Annotated in this window: 21 protein-coding genes; 13 read left to right on the plus strand and 8 right to left on the minus strand. The window is 64.3% G+C overall.

Annotated elements, in window-relative coordinates; translation table 11 throughout:
• Nucleotides 1-14: 14 nt before the first annotated feature.
• The 8 genes from UP06_RS09575 (at nt 15) to UP06_RS09610 (ending at nt 8,476) form a co-directional block, all read left to right on the plus strand.
• Complete coding sequence (locus UP06_RS09575) at nt 15-1,022, plus strand: ABC transporter permease (protein WP_045002306.1); 1,008 nt, start codon at nt 15-17, stop codon at nt 1,020-1,022.
• Nucleotides 1,015-1,905 carry an ABC transporter permease gene (locus UP06_RS09580; protein ID WP_045002307.1) on the plus strand — a complete coding sequence of 297 codons (891 nt, stop codon included), beginning with the start codon at nt 1,015-1,017 and terminating at the stop codon, nt 1,903-1,905. Before UP06_RS09575 ends, UP06_RS09580 begins: the two co-directional genes overlap by 8 nt.
• A complete protein-coding gene (locus tag UP06_RS09585; protein ID WP_045002308.1) occupies nt 1,902-2,777 on the plus strand; it encodes an ABC transporter ATP-binding protein in 876 nt (291 codons plus the stop codon). Before UP06_RS09580 ends, UP06_RS09585 begins: the two co-directional genes overlap by 4 nt.
• Nucleotides 2,774-3,631 (plus strand): ATP-binding cassette domain-containing protein, encoded by an 858-nt coding sequence (locus UP06_RS09590; protein WP_045002309.1) that lies wholly within the window; start codon nt 2,774-2,776, stop codon nt 3,629-3,631. The genes UP06_RS09585 and UP06_RS09590 overlap by 4 nt, the downstream gene beginning before the upstream one ends.
• Nucleotides 3,628-4,347 (plus strand): SDR family oxidoreductase, encoded by a 720-nt coding sequence (locus UP06_RS09595; RefSeq protein WP_045002310.1) that lies wholly within the window; start codon nt 3,628-3,630, stop codon nt 4,345-4,347. The genes UP06_RS09590 and UP06_RS09595 overlap by 4 nt, the downstream gene beginning before the upstream one ends.
• A 47-nt stretch (nt 4,348-4,394) precedes the next feature.
• Nucleotides 4,395-4,997, plus strand: a complete 603-nt coding sequence (locus tag UP06_RS09600) for a VOC family protein (protein ID WP_045002343.1) — start codon at nt 4,395-4,397, stop codon at nt 4,995-4,997.
• Nucleotides 4,998-5,225: 228 nt separating this feature from the next.
• Nucleotides 5,226-7,232, plus strand: a complete 2,007-nt coding sequence (locus UP06_RS09605) for an SPFH domain-containing protein (RefSeq protein ID WP_045002311.1) — start codon at nt 5,226-5,228, stop codon at nt 7,230-7,232.
• Between the two features lie 104 nt (nt 7,233-7,336).
• A complete protein-coding gene (locus tag UP06_RS09610; RefSeq protein WP_045002344.1) occupies nt 7,337-8,476 on the plus strand; it encodes an amidohydrolase/deacetylase family metallohydrolase in 1,140 nt (379 codons plus the stop codon).
• 57 nt (nt 8,477-8,533) lie between these two features.
• Here UP06_RS09610 and UP06_RS09615 read toward each other — a convergent pair whose 3' ends face one another.
• The 4 genes from UP06_RS09615 to UP06_RS09630 form a co-directional block, all read right to left on the minus strand.
• Nucleotides 8,534-10,144, minus strand: a complete 1,611-nt coding sequence (locus UP06_RS09615; protein WP_045002312.1) for an ABC transporter substrate-binding protein — start codon at nt 10,142-10,144, stop codon at nt 8,534-8,536.
• Nucleotides 10,145-10,310: 166 nt separating this feature from the next.
• A complete protein-coding gene (locus UP06_RS09620; protein ID WP_045002313.1) occupies nt 10,311-10,916 on the minus strand; it encodes a TlpA disulfide reductase family protein in 606 nt (201 codons plus the stop codon).
• A complete protein-coding gene (locus UP06_RS09625) occupies nt 10,909-11,370 on the minus strand; it encodes a DsrE family protein (protein ID WP_045002314.1) in 462 nt (153 codons plus the stop codon). The genes UP06_RS09620 and UP06_RS09625 overlap by 8 nt, the downstream gene beginning before the upstream one ends.
• A 19-nt stretch (nt 11,371-11,389) precedes the next feature.
• Nucleotides 11,390-11,818: a DoxX family protein gene (locus UP06_RS09630; RefSeq protein WP_045002315.1), complete on the minus strand. Its 429-nt coding sequence runs from the start codon at nt 11,816-11,818 to the stop codon at nt 11,390-11,392.
• Between the two features lie 104 nt (nt 11,819-11,922).
• On the opposite strand from UP06_RS09630, the gene UP06_RS09635 reads away from it, so the two are divergent.
• Complete coding sequence (locus tag UP06_RS09635) at nt 11,923-12,807, plus strand: LysR family transcriptional regulator (protein ID WP_045002316.1); 885 nt, start codon at nt 11,923-11,925, stop codon at nt 12,805-12,807.
• Nucleotides 12,808-12,850: 43 nt separating this feature from the next.
• Here UP06_RS09635 and UP06_RS09640 read toward each other — a convergent pair whose 3' ends face one another.
• Nucleotides 12,851-13,576, minus strand: coding sequence for an alpha/beta fold hydrolase (locus tag UP06_RS09640; protein ID WP_045002317.1), 726 nt, complete (start codon nt 13,574-13,576; stop codon nt 12,851-12,853).
• A 158-nt stretch (nt 13,577-13,734) separates the two neighbouring features.
• On the opposite strand from UP06_RS09640, the gene UP06_RS09645 reads away from it, so the two are divergent.
• Nucleotides 13,735-14,715, plus strand: coding sequence for a helix-turn-helix domain-containing protein (locus tag UP06_RS09645; protein ID WP_045002318.1), 981 nt, complete (start codon nt 13,735-13,737; stop codon nt 14,713-14,715).
• Nucleotides 14,716-14,950: 235 nt separating this feature from the next.
• Here UP06_RS09645 and UP06_RS09650 read toward each other — a convergent pair whose 3' ends face one another.
• Nucleotides 14,951-16,096 (minus strand): acyl-CoA dehydrogenase family protein, encoded by a 1,146-nt coding sequence (locus UP06_RS09650; RefSeq protein ID WP_045002319.1) that lies wholly within the window; start codon nt 16,094-16,096, stop codon nt 14,951-14,953.
• Between the two features lie 125 nt (nt 16,097-16,221).
• Here UP06_RS09650 and UP06_RS09655 point away from each other — a divergent pair, with 125 nt between their 5' ends.
• A complete protein-coding gene (locus UP06_RS09655; protein ID WP_045002345.1) occupies nt 16,222-16,899 on the plus strand; it encodes an alpha/beta hydrolase family protein in 678 nt (225 codons plus the stop codon).
• 3 nt (nt 16,900-16,902) lie between these two features.
• Here UP06_RS09655 and UP06_RS09660 read toward each other — a convergent pair whose 3' ends face one another.
• Complete coding sequence (locus tag UP06_RS09660) at nt 16,903-17,877, minus strand: ketopantoate reductase family protein (protein ID WP_045002320.1); 975 nt, start codon at nt 17,875-17,877, stop codon at nt 16,903-16,905.
• A gap of 159 nt (nt 17,878-18,036) precedes the next feature.
• Here UP06_RS09660 and UP06_RS09665 point away from each other — a divergent pair, with 159 nt between their 5' ends.
• Nucleotides 18,037-18,840 carry an enoyl-CoA hydratase-related protein gene (locus UP06_RS09665; protein ID WP_045002321.1) on the plus strand — a complete coding sequence of 268 codons (804 nt, stop codon included), beginning with the start codon at nt 18,037-18,039 and terminating at the stop codon, nt 18,838-18,840.
• A 10-nt stretch (nt 18,841-18,850) separates the two neighbouring features.
• On the opposite strand, the gene UP06_RS09670 is transcribed toward UP06_RS09665, so the two are convergent.
• Nucleotides 18,851-19,735 (minus strand): LysR family transcriptional regulator, encoded by an 885-nt coding sequence (locus UP06_RS09670; protein WP_045002322.1) that lies wholly within the window; start codon nt 19,733-19,735, stop codon nt 18,851-18,853.
• Between the two features lie 113 nt (nt 19,736-19,848).
• Between UP06_RS09670 and UP06_RS09675 the strand changes: the two genes are divergently transcribed.
• Nucleotides 19,849-21,213: an FAD-dependent oxidoreductase gene (locus UP06_RS09675; protein WP_045002323.1), complete on the plus strand. Its 1,365-nt coding sequence runs from the start codon at nt 19,849-19,851 to the stop codon at nt 21,211-21,213.
• The last annotated feature ends 7 nt before the right edge of the window (nt 21,214-21,220 follow it).

The raw sequence follows: 21,220 nt of genomic DNA on the forward strand, positions 1-21,220 counted from the left end.
GGAGTCATACAGAGATGCGATGGGGCGAGATCATCAAGCGACTCGTCCTTGTGCCGCCCACGCTGTTCGGCGTCGCGGTGATCGTCTTCGTGCTGCTGCGCGTGGTGCCGGGCGATCCCATCGCCATGATGATCCCTCCCGGCGCGTCGGAGGCCGACATTACGAGGCTGCGTGCGCTCTACGGCCTCGACCAGCCGATCCTCCAGCAATTCGCAACCTGGCTAGGCCAGGTCGCAAGCGGCGATCTCGGCCGCTCGATCAGCGTACGTCAGGGCGTACTCGAGCTGCTGCTGGCGCGTTTGCCTGCGACCATCGAGCTCGCCTTGCTGGCGACGGTGATTGCCGTTGTGCTTGGCGTCCTTGTCGCGCTGGCCGGCATCCTGCTGCGCGGCCGCCGCGCGGAATGGGCGGTCGATAGCGGTGTCGGCGCGCTGCTGGCCATCCCGGATTTCCTCTGGGCATTGATCCTGCTGCTGCTGTTCGGCGTGCTGATTCCGTGGTTGCCGATCTCCGGTCGCGTCGATCCGCAGATTGATATCGACCTGCGCAGCAATTTCTATCTGCTCGAAAGCCTGCTGACCGGCCGCTTCAGTACGGCCTCGGCGCTGCTGCATCACATGTTCCTGCCGGCGCTGGCGCTGGCGCTGCCCTTCGCGGCGCTGGTCGCGCGCATCCTGAAGGCGTCGCTGGCCGATGCCGAGGATCAGGACTACGCGCAGATCGCGCGCGCTCGCGGCTATTCGCGGCCGGCGATCCTGCTGCACGAGGTCTTTCCAAACGCACTGATCCCGACGGTTGCGCTCGGCGGCGTGCAGCTGACGCTGCTGCTCGGCGGCACCGTGCTGGTCGAGCGCATCTTTTCCTACGAGGGGATCGGCAACATGGCGATCGACGCGGTGATCAATCGCGACTTTCCGCTGATCCAGGGTCTGGTGCTGACCTTCGCGGTGCTGTTCATCGCGCTCAATCTCGCCGTCGATCTCGTGGTGGCGCTGCTCGATCCGAGGCTGCGCCATGGCTGATGTTATGGCTGATATCGCGCTCACCCTGCCGCCGTCGCGCCTGCTCGCCGGGTTGAAGCGAGGTGGCGCGCGATTGTGGGTCGGCGCCGCGCTGGTCGCCGTGTTGGTGCTGGTTGCTGTATTTGCGCCGGTGCTCGCGCCGCATGATCCGCTCGAGCAGGATCTGATGTCGGCACAGCTGCCGCCGGCCTGGATGCAGGGCGGCGATCACGCGTATCTGCTCGGCACCGACAGCCTCGGCCGCTGCGTGCTGTCGCGGCTGATCTATTCGGCGCGCATTGCGGTCGCCGTCGCGCTGATCGCGGCCACGCTCGCGGCGCTGATCGGTGTCGCGCTCGGCCTGTTCGCGGGCAGTTTTGGCGGCTGGGTCGACCAGCTGATCTCGCGGCTGATCGACGTCTGGATGGCGTTTCCGCCGGTGTTGCTGTCCATCGTGCTGGCGGCGGTGATCGGCGCCGGCCTGACCTCGGTGATCGCGGCGATCGTCGTGGTCGACTGGACCCGCTTCGCCCGCGTGGTGCGCGCGGAGACGATGGTGCAGCTGACCCGCGACTATGCCGCCGCCGCCCGGGTGATCGGATTGAGCCGCGCAAAGCTGCTGCGGCTGGAGGTGCTGCCCAATCTCGTTCCGCTCCTGGTCACGCTGCTCGCGGTCGAAATGGGGATCGCGATCCTGGTGGAGGTCATCCTGTCCTTTGTCGGCATCTCCGTTGCAGGCGATACGCCGACCTGGGGCAGCATGATCGCTGAGGGTCGCCAGATCGTCTATCAGGCGCCATGGATCATGGCGCTGCCGATTGTCTGCATCATCTCGAGCGTGATCGGCCTCAACCTGCTCGGCGACGGGTTACGCCTTGCGCTCGATCCGGTGCAGCGATCATGAACGCAACGCTCACTGTGGAAGGGCTGAAGGTCGCGATCGGTGCCGCCAATGTGCTGCGCGGCGTCAGCCTCGAGGTGCAGCCCGGCGAGGTCCGCGGACTGGTCGGCGAATCCGGCGCCGGAAAATCCATGCTCGGCCGTGCCGTGCTCGGACTGCTGCCCGCGAATGCAACCATCACGTCAGGTCAGATTGCATTTGAGGGGCGTGATCTCCTGGCGATGACGGAAACCGAGCGCCGCGGCCTGCTCGGCCGTCGCATCGCGCTGATCCCGCAGGACCCGATGACCTCGCTCAATCCGGTCAAGCGCATCGGAGCGCAGATCGGCAATTTGCTGCGGCATCATCTCGGCCTGCCGAAGCGCGCGGCGCTGACGCGCGCCGCCGAGCTCCTGACCGAGGTCGCGATCCGCGAGCCGGAGCGGGTGCTCGCGCTCTATCCGCACGAGATCTCCGGCGGCATGCGTCAGCGCGTGCTGATCGGGATGGCTTTTGCCTGCGATCCCGCCCTTGTCGTCGCCGACGAGCCGACCACGGCCCTCGACGTCACCGTGCAGCGCCAGGTGCTGCAACTCGTCGAGCGACTGCGCTTGCGCCATGGCAGCGCGATCCTGTTCGTCACCCACGACCTCGGCGTCGTTGCCAAGATCTGCCGCAGCATGAGCGTGCTGCATGCGGGCCGCGTGCTCGAGGAGGGCGAAACCGCGGACGTGCTGGTACGTCCGCGTCATGCCTATACGCGCGCGTTGCTCGCCGCGACGCCGCGCGCCGACCGGCCGGCGGACGCGCTGCGCCCGGTGCCGCCGGCCTTGATTGAGCAATTGTGGTCGGAGGCCTATCGCCTCGACCGGGCAGGCGAGGCGAGGCCGGCATGAGCGAGATCCTGCTCCGCACCGGCAGTCTGAGCTTCGGATATCCGGAGCATAAGGGTTGGTTTCGCAAGCCCGGTTTGCGCGAGGTGATCAGGGGTGTCGATCTCGCCGTGCCGCGCGGTTCGGTGCTTGGTTTGGTCGGTGAATCCGGCTCGGGCAAAACCACGCTCGGCCGATTGCTGGTGCGGCTGTTGAAGCCGACCGCCGGCGGCATTCAGTTCGATGGCGTCGAGATCGGACAGCTCGACGAGGCCGAGCTGCGCCCGCTGCGGGCGCGCATCCAGATGATCTTTCAGGATCCGCAGTCCTCGCTCAATCCGCGGCTGCGGCTCGGCACCACGCTGACGCGGCCGCTGGAGGTGCATGGGCGGCTGAAGGGCAGATCCGACCGGCGCGAGCGCGCGGCCGGCCTCCTCAATTTGGTCGGTCTGCCGCCGGAGTTTGCCGACCGCTATCCGCATGAATTGTCCGGCGGGCAGCGCCAGCGCGCCGGCATTGCGCGCGCACTTGCGCTCGAGCCCGATTTCATCGTCGCCGACGAGATCGTATCCGGCCTCGACGTCTCGACGCAGGCACACATCATGCTGTTGCTGAGGGAGCTGCGCGCGCGGCTCGGTCTCACGATGGTGTTCATCAGCCACGATCTCTCGGTCGTGCGCGTGCTCTGCGACGATGTCGCAATCCTGCACCAGGGCGAGGTCGTCGAATACGGGCCCGTTGCACGCGTCTTCGGTACCCCGCAGCACGCCTATACGCGGCAACTGCTCGCCGCAATTCCCCTGCCCGACGTCGAGCCGGGCTGGCTCGACGATTCTCCGCCGGTTGTCACGCCCCAGCAACAAGGATCAGCCGCATGACCGAAAGCATCAAGGGTTCCGTCGTTCTCATGACCGGCGCCACCGGCGCGATCGCGCAGGCGCTCATTGCCGAGCTGAAGGCGCGTGGGGCTACGAAGATCTACGCCGCGGCGCGTGATGTTTCCGCTCTGATCGCCTCGGACGGCGTCGTGCCGATCAAGATGGACGTCACCAACGACGATGATGTCGCAAGGGCCGCAGCCACGGCGAATGACGTCACGCTGCTGATCAACAATGCCGGTGTGAACCACAACACCGGCTTCATGGCCGCGCCTGATCTTGCGATCGCGCGCGAGGAGATCGAGATCAACTATCTCGCGCCGCTGCGGGTGACGAAAGCCTTCGCGCCCGCGCTGATTAGGAACAAGGGCGCGGTGCTCAATATCCTCACCATTCTCGCGCGCGTGAACCTGCCGTTCATGGGGTCCTACTGCGCTTCCAAGGCGGCGGGTCTCAGCCTGACGCAGGGCCTGCGGGGCGAGCTGGTGCCGAAGGGCGTGCGTGTCGCTGCGGCGCTGCCCGGTGCGATCGACACCCGCATGACCGCGATGCTGACCATCCCGAAGATGACGACCGCGGATGCGGCGAGGGAAATCCTCGACGGTTTCGAGGCCGGGGAGGAGGAGATCTATGTCGGCGAGATGGCGCGTGGCCTTGCGCAAGGCCTTGCCCATGATCCCAAGGGCGTCGAGCGCCAGTTGGCGTCGCCGGGCTGAGTTTCACGTCGGATGTTGCGTTGGCTTTGAACCAAAAGGAAGCGATCATGATCCCGTTGAGAGTACTGCTTGCCTCAGCCGCGCTGTCGCTCGGCGCCTCGATCCTGCCGGCTTCGGCGGATTCCATTCCCGGCCTGCGCGGCCACGATCATACCGGCATCACTGTGCCGGACGTGAAGGCGGCGACCGCCTTCTTCACCGACGTGCTTGGCTGTTCGCATGCGATGTCGTTCGGCCCGTTCATGGACGATAAGGGCACGTTCATGCAAGACGCCGTCAACGTGAACCCGCGCGCCGTCATTGACGAGATCAGCATGGTCCGCTGCGGCTACGGCTCCAACATCGAGCTGTTCCAGTACCAGTCGCCCGACCAGGCCAAGACGCTGCCGAAGAACAGCGACATCGGCGGCCACCACATTGCGCTCTATGTCGACGACATCGCCAAGGCCGCCGAGTATCTGCGGTCGAAGAACGTCAAGACCATGCAGGGACCGATCCCGGTGAACGAAGGACCGGCCGCCGGTCAATCCATCCTCTATTTCCTGACGCCGTGGGGCATGCAGATGGAGCTGATCAGCTATCCCAAGGGCATGGCCTACGAGAAGAGCGCCAATACCGTGCTGTGGTCGACCACCGAGCCGATGAAATAAGGAGCACTTAACGGCGCTCATCGGCGGCCGACGTGCAGCACGGCTTTTTCGGCCGTGCTGCGGCGCAAGTTTACTCACGCGTCAAGTCCCCAATAAAAAAAGATTGGCACGGCTTTACGCGACAGCCGACTTGCGAAGCAGGGTCGGTACTCACATCTCCGCTCCCGCAATTCTGGGGTGTGGCTTTGGTTAACCAAGCCGCCCAGTTGCGAATCGTGGAGATGAACTATGGACCTCAATGGTTTCAATGGCGCCTGGCTGACCCAGCCGGCGCTGTGGGCCGCGGCAGCGATCGCGCTTGTGATCCTGCTGCGGATTGCCAATATCTTTCGTTACATCCCGAACAATCAGGTCGGCATCGTCGAGAAACTATGGACGACCAAGGGATCGATCGAAGGCGGCTTCATCGCGCTGAATGGCGAAGCCGGCTATGAGCCGGAAGTCCTGCGCGGCGGCCTGCACGTGTTCTTTCCGTTCATGTACCGGATCCACAAATCGGATCTCGTCACGGTCGGACAGGGCAAGATCGCCTATGTGTTCGCGCGCGACGGCGCGCCGCTTGGTGCCTCGCAGGTGCTCGGCGCCAACGACACGGAGGACAGGGCGGATTTCCAGGACGTGCGGCGATTCCTGCTCGGCGGCGGCCAGAAGGGCCCGCAGCGAAAAATCCTGCGCGAAGGTACCTATGCGATCAACACGACGCAGTTCGCGATCATCACCGACGAGCGCGTCTACGGCCATGCCCTGAGCGGGCAGGAGCGCGGCGTGCTCGACGCCATGCAGCTCACCATCGCCGAGCGCTGGGGTTTTGCGCCCGTCGTGCTGGCTGCCGATCATGATCTGGTCGGAATCGTCACCGTGCATGACGGCCCGTCGCTGCCATCAGGCGAAATCATCGCGCCCGAGGTCGGCACCGATCTGCGCGACGACGAGATCTTTCACAATAATTTCCAGGAGCCCGAGAAATTCTTAAGCGCCGGCGGCTATCGCGGTCGCCAGTTGCAGGTCATCGTCGAGGGCACCTGGTACATCAATCGTCTGTTCGCGACCGTCGAGGCGGTGCCGAAGACGGTGATCCCGGTCGGCAATGTCGGCGTCGTCATCTTCTATACCGGCCCGCACAGCGCCGACGTGTCGGGTGATCAGTATCGCCATGGCGAGCTGGTTCTCAACGGCGGCCGCGGCGTCTGGAAGGATCCGCTGCTGCCCGGCAAATACGCCTTCAACACTTATGCGGGCAAGATCGAGATCATCCCGACCGTCAACTTCATCCTGAAATGGGTGCGCGGCGAGGTCGGTGCGATGAAGTTAGATGAGAACCTGTCGGAAATCTCGTTGATCACGCGGGACGCGTTCGAGCCGACGCTGCCGCTCTCGGTGGTGATGCATATCGACTACAAGAAGGCGCCGATGATCATCCAGCGCTTCGGCGACGTGAAGAAGCTCGTCGAGCAGACGCTCGATCCGATGGTGAGCGCGTTCTTCAAGAACATCGCGCAGAAGATGACGCTGATCGAGTTGCTTCAGAACAGGGCGTCGATCCAGGATGAGTCGGCGGCGCAGATGAAGGCGAAGTTCGAGAGCTATTCGCTCGACCTCCAGGAGGTCTTGATCGGCACGCCGCGCGCCACGAACGGCGACCACACGATCGAGAACATCCTGATCCAGCTCCGCTCGCGCCAGATCGCGCGCGAGCAGATCGAGACCTACCAGGAGCAGGAAAAGGCCGCTGTCCAGGAGCGTACGCTCAACGAGGCCAAGGCGGCGGCGGCGGCGCAGTCGGCGCTGACGCAGTCGCTGATCCAGATCAAGGTCAACGAGAATGAGGGTGCTGCGGCGTTCGCCCGCGCGCAAAAGGATGCGGAGACCCGAAAGGTGACCGCGGCCGCGGTCGGCGAGCAGTCGCGACTCGAGGGCCAGGGCGAAGCCGACCGGGTCCTTGCGGTTGGTACCGCCAATGCCCAGTCGACAAAGCTCTCGGTCGACGCCTATGGCGGACCGGAGTTCAGGTTGGCCGAGCAGAACTTTACAAAGTTCGCGGAAGCCCTGACCAAGATCAACCAGCCGTTGGTGCCGCAGTTCCTGATGTCCGGCGGGCAAGGCCAGGACACCGGCAATGCGGGCCTGATCCCGACCGCGATGCTGAGCTCGATGTTCGGCCGCATGATGCCCGATGCGCTGGAGCGGCTGAAGGAGGAGGCGCCGAAGGCGGATCGCAGGACTAACGGGCATTGAGCGCAGTTGATTTGCTTCGCTGGTGTGAAAATTGCTAACAGAAGCGGCCGGGCTGGAAGAGCACCTTCCAGCCCGGTCCATGTTTGCCTGATCCGGAGATGACGATGCCTTTCGACCTGATCCTGCGCGGCGGCCGTGTGGTCGACCCGTCCCAGAAGCTCGATGCCGTGACCGATGTAGCCTTTTCGGGTGGCAAAGTCGCTGCGGTCGGCAGCGGGCTGAAGGCGGATCCGGCGACTGAGGTGCGCGACGTGTCGCGCTATATCGTGACGCCGGGGTTGATCGATCTCCATACCCACGTCTATTGGGGCGGCACCTCGCTCGGCATCGATGCCGAGGAATTCTGCCGCACCTCCGGCGTCACCACCTCCGTCGACACCGGCAGCGCCGGCCCCGGCAATTTCGCGGGCTTTCGCAAGCATGTGATCGAGCCGAGCCAGGTCCGCATTCTCGCCTATCTGCACGTCTCGCATGCCGGCATCTTCGGCTTCTCGCACCGGATCATGGTCGGCGAGAGCGAGGAATTGCGGCTGATGAATCCGATCGAAGCGGTAAAGGTGGCGGATGCCAACCGCGACCTCATCGTCGGCATCAAGGTGCGCGTCGGACTGCACTCCTCGGGCACGTCGGGGACCGTGCCGCTCGACATCGCGCTCCAGGTCGCCGACGAGGTCGGCATGCCCTTGATGGCGCATATCGACCATCCGCCGCCGAGCTACGAGGAGGTGCTGGCGCGCCTGCGTCCCGGCGATGTGCTGACCCATGCGTTCCGTCCGTTCCCGAACACGCCTGCGACCGCGCAAGGTACGGTGAAGAGGGCGGTGCTGGACGCGCGCGAGCGCGGCGTGCTGTTCGACATCGGCCACGGCAAGGGCTCGTTCGCCTTCAAGACTGCGCGCGCGATGCTCGCCAACGGCTTCTATCCGGACACGATCTCGTCCGACATCCATCAGCTCTGCATCGATGGCCCGGCCTTCGACCAGGTGACGACCCTGTCGAAATTTTTGTGCATGGGCATGCCGCTGTCCGACGTCATCGCGACCTCGACGGTCAACGCGGCGATGGCGCTGCGGCGGCCCGAGCTCGGCAGCCTCAAGCCGGGCAGCGCCGGCGATGCCACGCTGATCTCGGTGAGAGAAGGCCAGTTCGACTATGAGGACGTGGTCGGCGAACACCTGATCGGTGATCGCAAGATCGTCTCTGAAGGTGTCGTCGTCGGCGGCCGCTGGTGGCATCCGAACTAGCGCTTCGCATCTCCTCGTAAGAACGGGGAGAGGCGTTTGCTGCGCTTGAACCTCAACCTATTCGTTCTTGTCCACATTCCAGAACATCGGTGTCGCTGGGCCGTCGATCACGCCGGTGAGCGATTTGCGCCATGCGCTCGGCGCCTGGAATTGGCCGAGCGGGACGTAGATCACCTGGTCGTAGGCTTCCTTCTGCACCTCAAGCGCGATCTTCTTGCTCTCCTCGGGCGAGGTTGCGCGGGCAAAGGAATCGCGCAACTCCTCGAGCTTGGGGTCCTCGGACCAGCCGTACCAGCCGCCACTCGTGCCCTTGCCGCCCATCGGGACGTTGACCAGCGGGTTCAAGGAGTCGGCCGCGCCCTGGTAGGTGAAGAACATGCTCCAGCCGCCTTCCTTCGGAGACTTCTGGTTGGCGCGGCGGGTGACCACGGTCTGCCAGTCCATCGATTGTAGGTCGACCTTGAAACCGGCCTCGCGCAACAGCTGCGCGACTATGACCGGCTGCGCTTTCAGCAGGATCTGATCAGTGGGGGCCAGGATCACCACGGGCGTGCCGTCATAGCCGGACTCGGCCAGGGCTTTCTTGGCCTGCGCCAGGCCGTTGCCCTTGATCAAAGTCTCGCCGCCTTCGTCGCTGGCCAGCGGCGTGTCGCAGATGAAGAACGCGCCGCACAGCTTGTAGTATTTGGGATTGCCGATCTGTGCGTCGAGCACGTCCTTCTGGTTGATAGCGAGCATCGCGGCGCGGCGGATCTTCACATTGTTGAACGGCGGATGCAGGAAATTCATCCGGCCGAACGACTGGAAGCCGAATTTATTCAGGATCGACAAGGTGATGTCCTGATTGGACTCGAGCGCGGGCAGCATGTCGAACGGCGGCGTTTCAACGAAATCGACATCGCCGGATTGCAGCGCGTTGAGGGCGGTCTGCGCGTCCGGCATGGTGATCCATTCGACGCGATCGACCTTGACCACCTTGCCGCCCGAGGTCCATTCGGCCGGCTCCTTGCGCGGCACATAGTCGGTGTTCTTTTCGTAGATGGCTTTCACGCCGGGCTGGAATTCGCTCGCGACGAACTTGAATGGGCCGGAGCCGATCTGCTCCGGAATCTGCTTGATGATCGGGGTCTCGGCCAACCGCTTCGGCATCATGAAGGCGACAACGGCCGACGGCTTGGCGATCGTCTCCAGCACGAGGCCATAGGGCTCCTTTAGCTTGAGCACGATCGTCTTGGCGTCCGTTGCCTCGATGCCCGCCGTGAAGTCCATCAGCTTGCGCGCCATGCCGTCGACACTCGTGCCCCAGCGCTTCAGCGAGGCGACGCAGTCCTCCGCCGTCACCGGCGCGCCGTCATGCCACTTCAGGCCGTCGCGCAGGGTGAAGGTGTAGGTCAGCTTGTCCGCGGACACCGTCCAGTCGGCCATCTGCGGCCGCACCTTGAAGCTGGAATCGATGCCGAGCAGCGTATCGTAGACCATGTAGCCATGGTCGCGGGTGATGATGGCCGTCGTGAAGCCGGGATCGGTGACGCGAAGGTCCGATTGCATCACCGCAGTCAGGATCTTTTTTCCGGTCGCAGCAGATGCAACCGACGTCCACGCAGCAGGAAGCGCCGATGGTGCAACAGCCGCAAGCTGAAGCAGTTTCCGTCGCGAGACGTGAACCATTCGCAATTCTCCCGATGCAAACGAGACCAGACGGCGGCTGCCGATGACGGGCAGCGTATGGTCTGCCGCCGCACCTTGCAATGATGGGTTGTCTCGTAAATCTGAATTCGTTTGCGATCGAGCAAGGGCCGTCGGAACCGGCGGCGCGATGGTAGGCCGCCTCGTCCTAGCCCTGCTCGCGATAGAATTGCAGCAGCCGCGCGCCCGCGGGCGAGAGCCACTCGGCCGCGCCGGTGATGTAGCCCTCGACGCGGTTGCCGGTTCCGACGAGATAGGTGATGGGCATGCCGACGAGCGGGAAGACCGAGGCGGATGACTCGGCCGCCGCTCCATACGCGTCGACGTAGCAGGCAAGGTTTTGCGCGGCGAGGCCGCCAAGGAACGCGCGGACCTTGCGCAGGTCCTTCGTGTCAGTGCAAACAGCGACAATATCCAGTTGATCGCGTTGCGATCCGACGAGGCTTGCGAGCACGGGCAGATCGAGCCGGCAGGCTGCACACCACGTCGCCCAGAAATTGACGAGCGTGATGCGTCCCGGCTTCGCTGCCACCGCAACGTCCTTTCCATGCAGGTCCTGAAGCCGCAGCACTGGCATCACTACCCGCGGCCGCACCAGCGTGAACTGGCTGCGGCCCGTCTCGAACACCGGCGGCCATGTGGTGTCGCCGCCCTGCGCGAGGCTCGCGCGCGTAGCAACGAGAAGCGCCGGCGCCGCCATCAGGAGTGATCGCCTGGACAATGCGGCACGGTGCGCGCGGGTTGTCTCACGCATGGATGTAGGCCCAGCCCTTCAGTTGCAGGTCGACGACCCGCCCGATGCCGAAGGGGACGAGGCTCGCGCCCGATATCAGCGGGATTGAGACCTGTTCCCTGGCTTCCGCGATCGCCTTTGACGATGCGCACATGCTGTAGGTGAGATTTGGCAGCGACTGACGCAGTGTCGCGAGCGGCTCGATCAGCGTGGTCTTGTCCGCGCGAAACACTTCGATGCCCTTGCCGTTGGCGACGACCTCGATCAGCAATTTCGCGCCCTTGTCGGCGAAGTGTTTGGTGAGATTGGCCGAGTAGCTGATTGCGTGTCCCATCACATAGGGCTCGTTGCTGTCGATCAGGATTACGACGCCGTCGACGAGACGATCGTCCTTGGCGGTGGCGGGGCCGCCTGCCGTGAGGATCGTGGCACCGGCGAGCAGGCCCCTGCGAGACCATCCATTGAGAGAGTGCATGGCGGCAGCGCCCTGCCGGTCAGAATTGCCGTGGCGCGATCGGCGCCTTGCGACCACGTCCCCACAACACGAAGACGGCGAGCGCGAGCAGGACCAAATTGAGCGGCGTGACGACAGCCTCGCCGCGCGAGACATGGAAGACGATCGCAAACACCTGCAACACCGTACAGCCCAGCGCTGTCAGCACCGTCAACCGCGGCAGGATGCGCGTCAGCGCCGGCAGCAGGATGCCGATCCCGCCGGCGAGATCGATCAGCCCGATGATTCGAACGAAGGCTTCGGAGTGCTCGCCCGTCCACGGCATCATCGCGGCAAGCTGCGGAATCGGCGTCAGCAGCTTGACCAGCCCCGCGGAGGTGAACACGAAGAAGATCAGACCTTGCGAGACCCAGAGGCCGATACGAAGGGCCCGGCCCGGGGCGGCGGTTTCAAGGGCAGTGGTCGACATGGTGGTTCTCCGTGGAACGAGGGGTTGCCACCATTTGATAGTTTCTCCGTTTTTGATCATTATGTCTTTTGGGATAGGTTCCTTTCCTGGATGTTGATGATCTTATGGACTCCCTGGTCAGCATGAGGGTGTTTTGCCTGGTCGCCGAGCTGAAGAGCTTTGCGGCCGCGGCGAAGCGCCTGCGCATCTCGCCGGCGATGGCGAGCAAGCACGTGATGCAGCTCGAGAAGCGGCTGGGCACGCGATTGCTCAACCGGACCAGCCGCCGCGTCAGCCTGAGCGAGAGCGGCACGCTGTATTTCGAGCAGGCGCGCCAGATGCTGGATTCGCTCGACGAGGTCGAAGCCGCCGTCAGCAAGGCGACCGTCGTTCCGCGCGGCACGCTGCGGCTGACCGCGCCGGTGTGGATGGCGAACGCGATGTTCGCGGGGGTGCTGGCCGATTATCAGGCGCGCTACCCGGAGGTGTGTCTGGACGTCGATCTCAGCGGGCGTCTGGTCAATCTGGTCGAGGAGGGATTCGATCTCGCGCTGCGCGCAACCGGCGCGCCCGACGAGGCGTTGATCGCGCGGCCGATCACCAAGGTCGCCTTCTACATGGTCGCCGCACCCGCCTATCTCGATCGTGTCGGGCATCCGACCAAGCCGGCCGACCTCGCCGGTCAGGCCTTTTTGCACTATGCGCTTTATCCGGGAGAGAGCCTCTCCCTAAACAGGAATGGTACCGTCGAGACCGTCAAGCTCAAACCAGTCCTGCGCAGCGGCAACGAAACGTTGCTGCACATGGCCGCGCTGGAAGGCATGGGTCTCGCCTTCCTGCCGAAATGGCTGGTCACTGAGGACATCGCTGCCGGACGTCTCGTGCTCATCCTGCCCGACGACATCATCTTCGAAGGTCGCCTGTTCGCGGTCTATCCCAGCCGCAAATACCTCTCCGCGAAGGTGAGGACCTTCATCGACTTTGTCGCTGCCGACAAGCGGATGAGATAGCTGGCGACAGCGACCGCGCGATCAACAGCTCTGAACGCAGCGGTCAGTCGCGCCCCGCTTCCATGATCGCCTTGGCAAGGCGTGCCGGATCGGAGAAGCACAGTTCGTGGCTGCCCGGCACCTGCACCAGGCGGAACAGACCAAGCTTCTCGGAAAGCCGCGGATGCCAGGCGTAGCTGTGCGGCAGCGCGGTATCTTCGGTGCAGTTGATGTAGGATTTAGCGAGCGGCATCTCGGCCGGGTTGGCCTTGAGTGCGATCTTGTCGCTGAAGGTCTTCAGCGGATGCGGATTGAGAATGTCATAGGCGCGCTGCGCTGTCTCGAGATCGGCATCGTTGATGAAGGCCTCGCGCCAGATCGGGAAAGGCAACACCACCGAACCGTCGCCGCGTTCAGCCGCGATCATTTCGAACAGCCCGATATAGTGCGGCGGCACCATGTCGTTGAGCGACTCGCCATTGTTGGGCACGAAGGCGTTCCAGTAGATGAGGCGGCGGATACGCTCAGGCACGAGGTCGGCGACGCCAGTGATGACCATGCCGCCATAGGAGTGGCCGAGCAGGATCAAATCCGTCAGATTGTTCTCGGCGAGATAGTCGGCGATGGACTGGATCGCTTCCTTCAGCCCCGTGGTCTTGGCGTCGCCCGGGCGATTGCCGCTGATCGTCGGGAGGTAGACCTGATGGCCGGCGGCGCGGATCGGTGCCGCGACCGGCTCAAGCTCGGCGCCGGTGTGCCAGGCGCCGTGAACGAGAACGTAGGTCGACATGTTGTGGCTCCTCCTCAGGATGTGGTTAGATCGGCATGAATTGGGTCCTTTGCGGCGCTCGCGAGGCGCGGCGGACAATTCTTGTTGTGCGAAGTGTGAACCGGCTGGCCATTTGCCGCTTGGCTGGGAGTGAACCGGATTGGTCTCGGAGTGAACCGATGGAGCAGGTCAATCCCACAAGCCGGCCGCGGCACGTCACCTGGAACACGGCTGAGACCCGGCCGGACGAGCAGTTTTCTTATTACCGCGAGGCGATCTGCCAGGCCTTCATGAACCTGACGCCGGAATCGGCGACGACGTCACGCTTCCCGGCCAAGGTGGAGACGATCGGGTTGGGCGCCGGCGCAATCAACCGGGTGATGTTTCCCGAGCACACCGTCAATCGTTCGCGTGCCGATATCGCGGCGTCGCGCGAGAGCTGCTTCTATCTTAACTTCAAGCTCGCGGGGCGCTGCCGCATGCTCCAGGATGGGCGCGAAGTCAGCCTGTCGCGGGGCCAGGTCGGCATCGTCGACAGCGACCGCGAGGTGACGTTGTTGCACGATCGCGGTCCGACGCTGGAGGTCGCTTCGTTCTGGGTGCCGTCGCGTGCCTTGCGCGACCGGTTGCCGCCGTCGTTCGATTTCAGGGCCGAGCGCGTGTCCGACGATCCTCATGTCGGTCATCTCATCGTCGAGACCGCGCGTTCCCTGAACGCCGGCGCGTTGCGGATGGCGGAAGAGGACAGCGTCCGGCTGTTCGACGTGTTGCTCGATCTCGTTGCGCTTAGCCTGTCGCGCCGCTCGCGGGCGCAGACGGTGGAAGCCGCAAGCTTTGCGGACGCCACCGTGCTGGCGCTGCGCCGCGCCATTCACGACCGGCTGCGCGAGCCGGGGTTGACGGTCGCGGCGGTCGCCGGCGCCGTCGGCATCAGCGAGCGCTATGTCCACAAGCTGTTCGAGCGCTCCGGCACAACGTTTTCGGACTATGTGATGGATCGCCGCCTCGTGGGCGCGGCGGCCGATCTGAAGGATCCGGCCCTGGACGCCCGCGGGATCGGCGCGATCGCGTTCGATTGGGGCTTTTCCGATCTCTCCCACTTCGCGCGGCGCTTCAAGCAGCGCTTCGGCTGCCGGCCGCGGGATTGGCGCAGCCGGTGAGGGAGATTGCGTGAAACGGCTTGTGGCAACGCCGTCGCCCCGATGTCCGCTCGTCGTCCCGGCGAAGGCCGGGACCCATACCGCGTGATCTATCAATCGCGAAAGATAGGAGTACCGAACCACTAGTCTTGGCCAAACTTCTCCCTGTGGTTATGGGTCCCGGCCTTCGCCGGGACGACAGTGCTTTCGTGGAAGCAATATTGCCTCAAGCGCCTTTCGCCTGAGGTAAAGCGCCTCACAGCGACCTCGCAATCAACAGCTTCATGATCTCGTTGGTGCCGCCATAGATCTTCTGGATGCGGGAATCGATGAAGATGCGCGAGATCGGATATTCTTGCATGTAGCCGTAGCCGCCGAACAACTGGAGGCATTCGTCGGCGGTCTGGACCTGCTTGTCGGAGCACCAGTATTTCGCCATCGAGGCGGTGACGGTGTCGAGGTCTTTTGCGATCAGGCGCTCGATGCACCAGTCGACGAAGACGCGCGCGATCATCGCTTCGGTCTTGCGCTCGGCGAGCGTGAAGGCGGTGTTTTGAAAGTCCAGCAGCGGCTTGCCGAAGGCCTTTCGTTCCTTGGTGTACTCGGTGGTGAGTTTGATCGCGCGCTCCATCGAGGCGACGGCGCCGACCGCGAGCGACAGCCGCTCCTGCGGCAATTGCTGCATCAGCTGGGCAAAGCCCTGGCCTTCTTCCTTGCCGAGCAGGTTTTCCGGAGGCACGGTGACATTGTCGAAGAACAGCTCCGACGTATCTGAGGCATGCAGGCCGATCTTGTCGAGGTTGCGCCCGCGCTTGTAGCCGTCCGCGTCCGCAGTCTCGACCGCGATCAGCGAGATGCCCTTGGCGCCGACATCGCCGGTGCGGGCCACGACGATGACGAGATCCGCGGCCTGGCCGTTGGTGATGAAGGTTTTCTGGCCGTTGATGACGTAGGAATTGCCCTGTTTCTTGGCCGTGGTCTTCACCGCTTGCAGATCCGAGCCGGTGCCGGGTTCGGTCATGGCGATGGCGCCGACTATCTCGCCCGACGCCATCTTCGGCAGCCAGCGCTTCTTCTGCTCCTCCGAGCCGTAGTTGAGGATGTAGTGGGCGACGATGGCGCTGTGCACGGAGACGCCGGTTGTCATTTCCGGCACCGTGCTCTCGAGATCTTCCAGCACCGCCGCCTCATAGGCGAAAGTCGCGCCTAACCCGCCATATTCCTCCGGCACGCTGGTCAGCAGTGCGCCCATCTCGCCGAGCCCGCGCCAGGCGAAGCGGTCGACCATCTTCTGCTCGCGCCATGTTTCGGCATGGGGCGCCAGGTCCTTGGCGAGATATTTGCGGAACTGGTCGCGGAAGACATCGAGCTCTTCGGTCATCCAGGAGGAGCGATAGGACATGATCACCTCGGTTGATGCGGTTGCCAGCTTGGTAGGCCAGCCGGCCGTGGCAATTATTGTGTTTTCAGGCTGCGCCGGTGACGCTACCAAGGCGGCCGGAGTGGCGTCTGTCGGGATGATTGATTGTGGCTGTCAAAACTCAAGAGCTCAAGCTCGACATCGAGCGCATCGGCACGGTCTCGGCGATCCTGATGCAGCCTGACAATGCGCGCGCCTGCTACGTTCTGGCGCATGGTGCCGGCGCAGGAATGCGGCATGCCTCCATGGACAAGATTGCGGAGGGACTCGCAGAGCGCGGCATCGCCACGTTCCGCTTCAATTTCTCTTACATGGAAAAGAAACAGGGGCGTCCCGACGCGCCGGCTGTCGCGCACGCCACGATCCGCGCGGCGGTCGAGGAGGCGGCGCGATTGTGTCCCGGATTGAAGCTCGTCGCCGGAGGCAAGTCCTTTGGCGGACGCATGACGTCGCAGGCGCAATCCAAGGCGCCGCTGCCGGGTGTAAAAGGGCTCGCCTTCCTCGGCTTTCCCCTGCATGCCGACAAAAAGCCGTCGACGGAACGCGCCGAGCATCTCGCGCATGTCGATATCCCCATGCTGTTCCTGCAAGGCACGCGCGACGGGCTTGCCGATCTCGGCCTCCTCAAGCCTGTGATCGCGGCGCTCGGGACGAAGGCGACGCTGCACGAGATCGCTGGCGGCGATCACTCCTTCGCGGTGCTCAAAAAGTCAGGCCGCACCAACGAAGAGGCCCTCGCCGAGGTGCTCGACGCGCTCACCGCCTGGATCGACGAACTCGTCTGAAATTCACGCGGAATAAAGTCCCTTGTCGCGCGCTTTCTGGATCGCGAGCGCGGCGATCAGGTCGAGCGTCGGCGTCGACAGGCCGGCGGTGCGCGCAAACGCAGCGGGCGCCCTCACCAGCACGTCGATCTCCATGGCGCGGCCGAGCTCGTAATCCTGGAGCAGCGATGGCTTGTGATTGGGGGCGGGGCCGCTGCGAGTCACGCGCTTGACTTCGGGGATGAAGTGCTGCGCGATGTCGTTGGCCTCATTCAGCATGCGCGGAATCACTTCGGCAAAGGCGGCGTCGTCGCGCACGCCGCGCGCGGTTTGGCCGGTGAGCAGGCACAGCACCGACAGCGACATGTTGGTCAGCAGCTTTGACCAGATCGCCTCGCGGATCTCGGCCACCGGCGGTGATTCCAGCCGCGCGTCATTCAGGACGCCGCGAAGCTTCGTGATGCGCTCACAATTGCGGTCGTCGCACTCGCCGATCAACAGGCGGTTGCGGTCCGGCGTCAGGTTCTGCACCACGCCGGGCGCGACCACCTCGTTGGAGGAGAAGATCACGCCGCCGATGATCCGTTCCTTCGGGATGCAGGCGCGTAAGCGCCCGCCCGGATCGAGGAAGCTGATGTCCGGTGGTGTCGGATGCCGCGGCGGCAGGCCGATCCCGTACCACCAGGGAATGCCGTTCTGGGCGAACACGATCGCGGTGTCCTCGCCTAGTAATGGTTTGAGGCTCGCGACCAGCCCCTGAAGCGCGGTGGCCTTCAATGTGCTGATCACCACGTCCTGCGGACCGAGCTGGGCCGGGTCGCCGGTGGCGTTCACCTTGGCGCTTACCTCGGAATCGCCGACGCGCAGCTTGAGGCCACCCGCACGTACCGCCTCGAGATGCGCCCCCCGCATCACGCATGAGACCTCGTGGCCGGCGCGCGCGAGCCTGACCGCGAGATGGCTTCCGACAGCGCCCGAGCCGAAAATGCAGATACGCATATGGAGTGTCCCGTCCCTAATTCCCTGGCTGCCGCCCGGCGCCACCATGGCACAACCCGCCATGCGATGGGCGCGGCCGCCCTACGACGGAAAGATATGGATCAAGGTCAGTGGCCTCGGCCATAGTGCGCGGCAATGAGTATGACCGGAGGATCGCCGATGACCGCCAGCCCCGTCCTGTGGACCCTCGATGCCCGTGGTGTCGCGACCGTCACGTTGAACCGGCCGGAGGTCAACAACGCCTATGACGGTGCGCTGATCGCCGGCGTGCTCGCGGCGATGGACGAACTCGGCCAAAAGCCCAATCTCCGCGTCGTGGTGCTCAGGGGCAACGGCAAGCATTTTCAGGCCGGCGCCGACCTCAAATGGATCAACGGCGTGCGGCCGCAATCGGCTGATGCCAACGAGGCGGCGTCCCGGTCGACCTTCGAAGCGGTGCAGCGGCTCAACACCTTGCCGATCCCGACGGTGGCGCTGGTGCAGGGCGGCTGCTTTGGCGGCGGCACCGGCGTGATTGCGGCATGCGACGTCGTGATTGCGGCCGACAACGCCCTGTTCTCGATCACCGAGGTACGCTGGGGCCTGACCGCCGCGATCATCATTCCGCAGCTCTGCGACGCCATTAGTGTACGGCAAGTCCGCCGTTACGCGCTGACCGGCGAACGCTTTGGCGCGGAGGACGCCCGCCGCATCGGCCTCGTGCATGAGGTGGTGCCGCTCGCCGAGCTGGAGGCCGCCGGCGCGAAAGTGGTCGAGCAGCTGCTTGCCAATGGGCCGGAGGCGATGGACGAGACCAAGCGGCTTGCACTGGAAAGCTCGTTCGGCGGGATGGCCGTGGATGATGCGGCCTATGCGCGGCTCGTACAGCTGCATTCGCTGAAGCGGCAGAGTGCGGAGGCGGCGGAAGGGCTGGCGTCGTTCGCCGAGAAGCGTGCGGGCAATTGGGGTGGTGGCAAAGGCTGAGCGACAAGCCTTACAGCGACGATGCGAGTGACGTCTTGAGCAGTGTCAGCAGCGCTTGCACCGCGGCCGCGTTGCGCCGCCGCTCGGGGATGGCGGCCTTCACCCACAATTCCGGAATTGGAAAATCGCGCAGCACGGGCTTCAGCGTGCCGTCGCGCAAAGCATCGGCCACGAGATAATGTGACATCAGCGCGATGCCGTTGCCGGCGATCGCGCTGCGCGCCAACACATGTCCTTCGTTGGAGGAGAGCAGCGGGCTGACCTGGATGCTGATGCGGCCGCGTGGCCCGTCAAAGATCCATTCGGGGCCGGTGGGCAGAAAACTAAGGCAGCGATGCTCGACGAGATCGCGCGGATGCTTTGGCGTGCCGTGCTTCTTCAGATAGGCGGGCGAGGCACACAGCAGCCGCTTCAATGCGCATAGCGGCTCGTCGACCACGCCGCCGAAGGAATGCGGGAAGGCGCCGATGGCGATGTCAAAGCCTTCGGTCACCGGATCGACGGGACGGTCGATCAGCACGATCTCGAGCTTCAGCCGCGGGTTCTGGGTCTGGAAGGCGCTGAAGGCATCGGCAAGCCGCGCCACGGTCAGCGAAGTCGGCGCCTTGATGCGGAGATGATCGACGAGATCGTGGCCCTTCTCGCCCATGCGCGAGAGCAGATCGGTGGCGTCGGTGACGACGCCGCGCGCGCGATGCACATAGCGCTGGCCGGCATCAGTCAGCCGCAATTGCCGGGTCGAACGGTGAAACAGCGGCGTGCCGATCCGCGCCTCCAGCTGCGTCACGCGCTTGGCCACGACCGAGGTCGAAACATTCAGTTTTCGCGCAGCGGCGGAAAAGCCGGCCGCATCCGCGGTGGCGAGGAAGGCCTGAAGGTTCACCAGGATGTCCATTTCGACCTTTCTCGATTCGCGAAAGCTGATCGCTTATTTTGGTGGATTGTAGCTTGGCACGCGTTAATTCATAGTCGGGCCCAAGCAAGAGATTTTCAGGGATAGGACGCGCCATGCGGGCCACGACGATCGAAGAACCAGCGCGCCAGGTGCCGCTCTACGGCGAATATGAAGTCGTTGTCCTCGGCGGCGGCCCGGCCGGCATTATTGCGGCGGCTTCTGCGGCGCGCGCGGGGCGAAAGACGCTGCTGATCGAACGTTATGGCTTCCTCGGAGGCATGGGCACCGCCGCCGGCGTCACCAATTTCTGCGGCCTGCACGGCAACGTCTTTGGCCAGGCCCACCGGCTGGTGCAGGGCATGGCATCCGAGCTGCTGGCGCGGATCGATCTGCTGAACGGCCTCAACGCCCCGCATTTGATCCTCGGCAAGGTCTTTGCCCAGGCCTACGACACCGCGGCCTACAAGATCGCGGCCGATGAACTGCTCGCCAGCCACAAGGTGCACATCCTCTTCCACGCGCTCGGCGCCGGCGTGGTGATGGGCGATGACCGCCGCATCGACGCGCTGATGGTGGAGACCAAGGCCGGCCGGCAGGCGGTGCGCTCGGAGATCTTCATCGATTGCTCCGGCGACGGCGATCTCGCGGTGTGGGCCGGCGCGCCGTTCGAATTCGGCGACGAGCACGGCCATCCGATGTATCCGTCGATGATGCTCCGTCTCAACGGCATCGATCCCGAGAAGGCGGGCGAGGCCTGGCGCACCATCCCGCAATTGATGGAGAAGGCCGCCGCCGCTGGAACGCACAAATTTCCGCGCAAAAGCGCGATCGTGCGGCCGCAGAAGTCCGGTATCGAATGGCGGGTGAATTTTACGCAAGTGGCGCGCGAGGATGGCCACGCCATCAATGGCATCGAACCGGATGATCTCACTCGCGGCGAGATTGAGGGCCGCAAACAGGCGCTCGCCGCCTTCGAATTCCTGCGCACCGTGCCGGGATTTGAAAAGTCCTACATCGTCGACCTGCCGCCGCAGCTCGGCATCCGCGAGACCCGCCGCATCAAGGGCGGCTACCAGCTCAGCGGCGAGGACGTGCTCGGCTGCGCCTCCTTCGAGGATTCGATCGGGGTCAATGGTTGGCCGATCGAGGCCCATGTTCCCGGCGACGTCGTCTTCACCTTCCCGCCGATCCCGGAATCGCGCGGCTATAATGAGCTGCCTTACCGCATGCTGGTGCCTGAAGGCGTCGATAATCTCCTGGTCGCCGGCCGCTGTGCCTCGATGACACATGAGGGCCAGTCGGCGGCGCGGGTTTCCGGTGCCTGTTTCGTGATGGGGGAGGCCGCCGGTTCCGCCGCAGCGCTGGCGCTGTCGGGCAATCGAATTCCACGCGAAATCCCGGTTGAAAAATTGCAGGAAACGTTGAAACAACAGGGCGCCTTCATCGGACGGGACCAGCCGGTGCCCGAGGGGCTGTGACGGGCTG

The sequence above is a fragment of the Bradyrhizobium sp. LTSP857 genome, assembly GCF_000938285.1.
Lineage (GTDB): Bacteria > Pseudomonadota > Alphaproteobacteria > Rhizobiales > Xanthobacteraceae > Bradyrhizobium.

Excerpts from the sequence above, each read along its gene's own strand:
- UP06_RS09645 (WP_045002318.1), top strand. The coding sequence starts at position 13,735 with ATGGAGCAGGTCAATCCCACAAGCCGGCCGCGGCACGTCACCTGGAAC.
- UP06_RS09610 (WP_045002344.1), top strand. The coding sequence starts at position 7,337 with ATGCCTTTCGACCTGATCCTGCGCGGCGGCCGTGTGGTCGACCCGTCC.
- UP06_RS09600 (WP_045002343.1), top strand. The coding sequence starts at position 4,395 with ATGATCCCGTTGAGAGTACTGCTTGCCTCAGCCGCGCTGTCGCTCGGC.
- UP06_RS09620 (WP_045002313.1), bottom strand. The coding sequence starts at position 10,916 with ATGCGTGAGACAACCCGCGCGCACCGTGCCGCATTGTCCAGGCGATCA.
- UP06_RS09605 (WP_045002311.1), top strand. The coding sequence starts at position 5,226 with ATGGACCTCAATGGTTTCAATGGCGCCTGGCTGACCCAGCCGGCGCTG.
- UP06_RS09585 (WP_045002308.1), top strand. The coding sequence starts at position 1,902 with ATGAACGCAACGCTCACTGTGGAAGGGCTGAAGGTCGCGATCGGTGCC.
- UP06_RS09675 (WP_045002323.1), top strand. The coding sequence starts at position 19,849 with ATGCGGGCCACGACGATCGAAGAACCAGCGCGCCAGGTGCCGCTCTAC.
- UP06_RS09595 (WP_045002310.1), top strand. The coding sequence starts at position 3,628 with ATGACCGAAAGCATCAAGGGTTCCGTCGTTCTCATGACCGGCGCCACC.
- UP06_RS09640 (WP_045002317.1), bottom strand. The coding sequence starts at position 13,576 with ATGTCGACCTACGTTCTCGTTCACGGCGCCTGGCACACCGGCGCCGAG.
- UP06_RS09670 (WP_045002322.1), bottom strand. The coding sequence starts at position 19,735 with ATGGACATCCTGGTGAACCTTCAGGCCTTCCTCGCCACCGCGGATGCG.
- UP06_RS09660 (WP_045002320.1), bottom strand. The coding sequence starts at position 17,877 with ATGCGTATCTGCATTTTCGGCTCGGGCGCTGTCGGAAGCCATCTCGCG.
- UP06_RS09590 (WP_045002309.1), top strand. The coding sequence starts at position 2,774 with ATGAGCGAGATCCTGCTCCGCACCGGCAGTCTGAGCTTCGGATATCCG.
- UP06_RS09630 (WP_045002315.1), bottom strand. The coding sequence starts at position 11,818 with ATGTCGACCACTGCCCTTGAAACCGCCGCCCCGGGCCGGGCCCTTCGT.
- UP06_RS09575 (WP_045002306.1), top strand. The coding sequence starts at position 15 with ATGCGATGGGGCGAGATCATCAAGCGACTCGTCCTTGTGCCGCCCACG.
- UP06_RS09635 (WP_045002316.1), top strand. The coding sequence starts at position 11,923 with ATGGACTCCCTGGTCAGCATGAGGGTGTTTTGCCTGGTCGCCGAGCTG.
- UP06_RS09625 (WP_045002314.1), bottom strand. The coding sequence starts at position 11,370 with ATGCACTCTCTCAATGGATGGTCTCGCAGGGGCCTGCTCGCCGGTGCC.
- UP06_RS09665 (WP_045002321.1), top strand. The coding sequence starts at position 18,037 with ATGACCGCCAGCCCCGTCCTGTGGACCCTCGATGCCCGTGGTGTCGCG.
- UP06_RS09650 (WP_045002319.1), bottom strand. The coding sequence starts at position 16,096 with ATGTCCTATCGCTCCTCCTGGATGACCGAAGAGCTCGATGTCTTCCGC.
- UP06_RS09615 (WP_045002312.1), bottom strand. The coding sequence starts at position 10,144 with ATGGTTCACGTCTCGCGACGGAAACTGCTTCAGCTTGCGGCTGTTGCA.
- UP06_RS09580 (WP_045002307.1), top strand. The coding sequence starts at position 1,015 with ATGGCTGATGTTATGGCTGATATCGCGCTCACCCTGCCGCCGTCGCGC.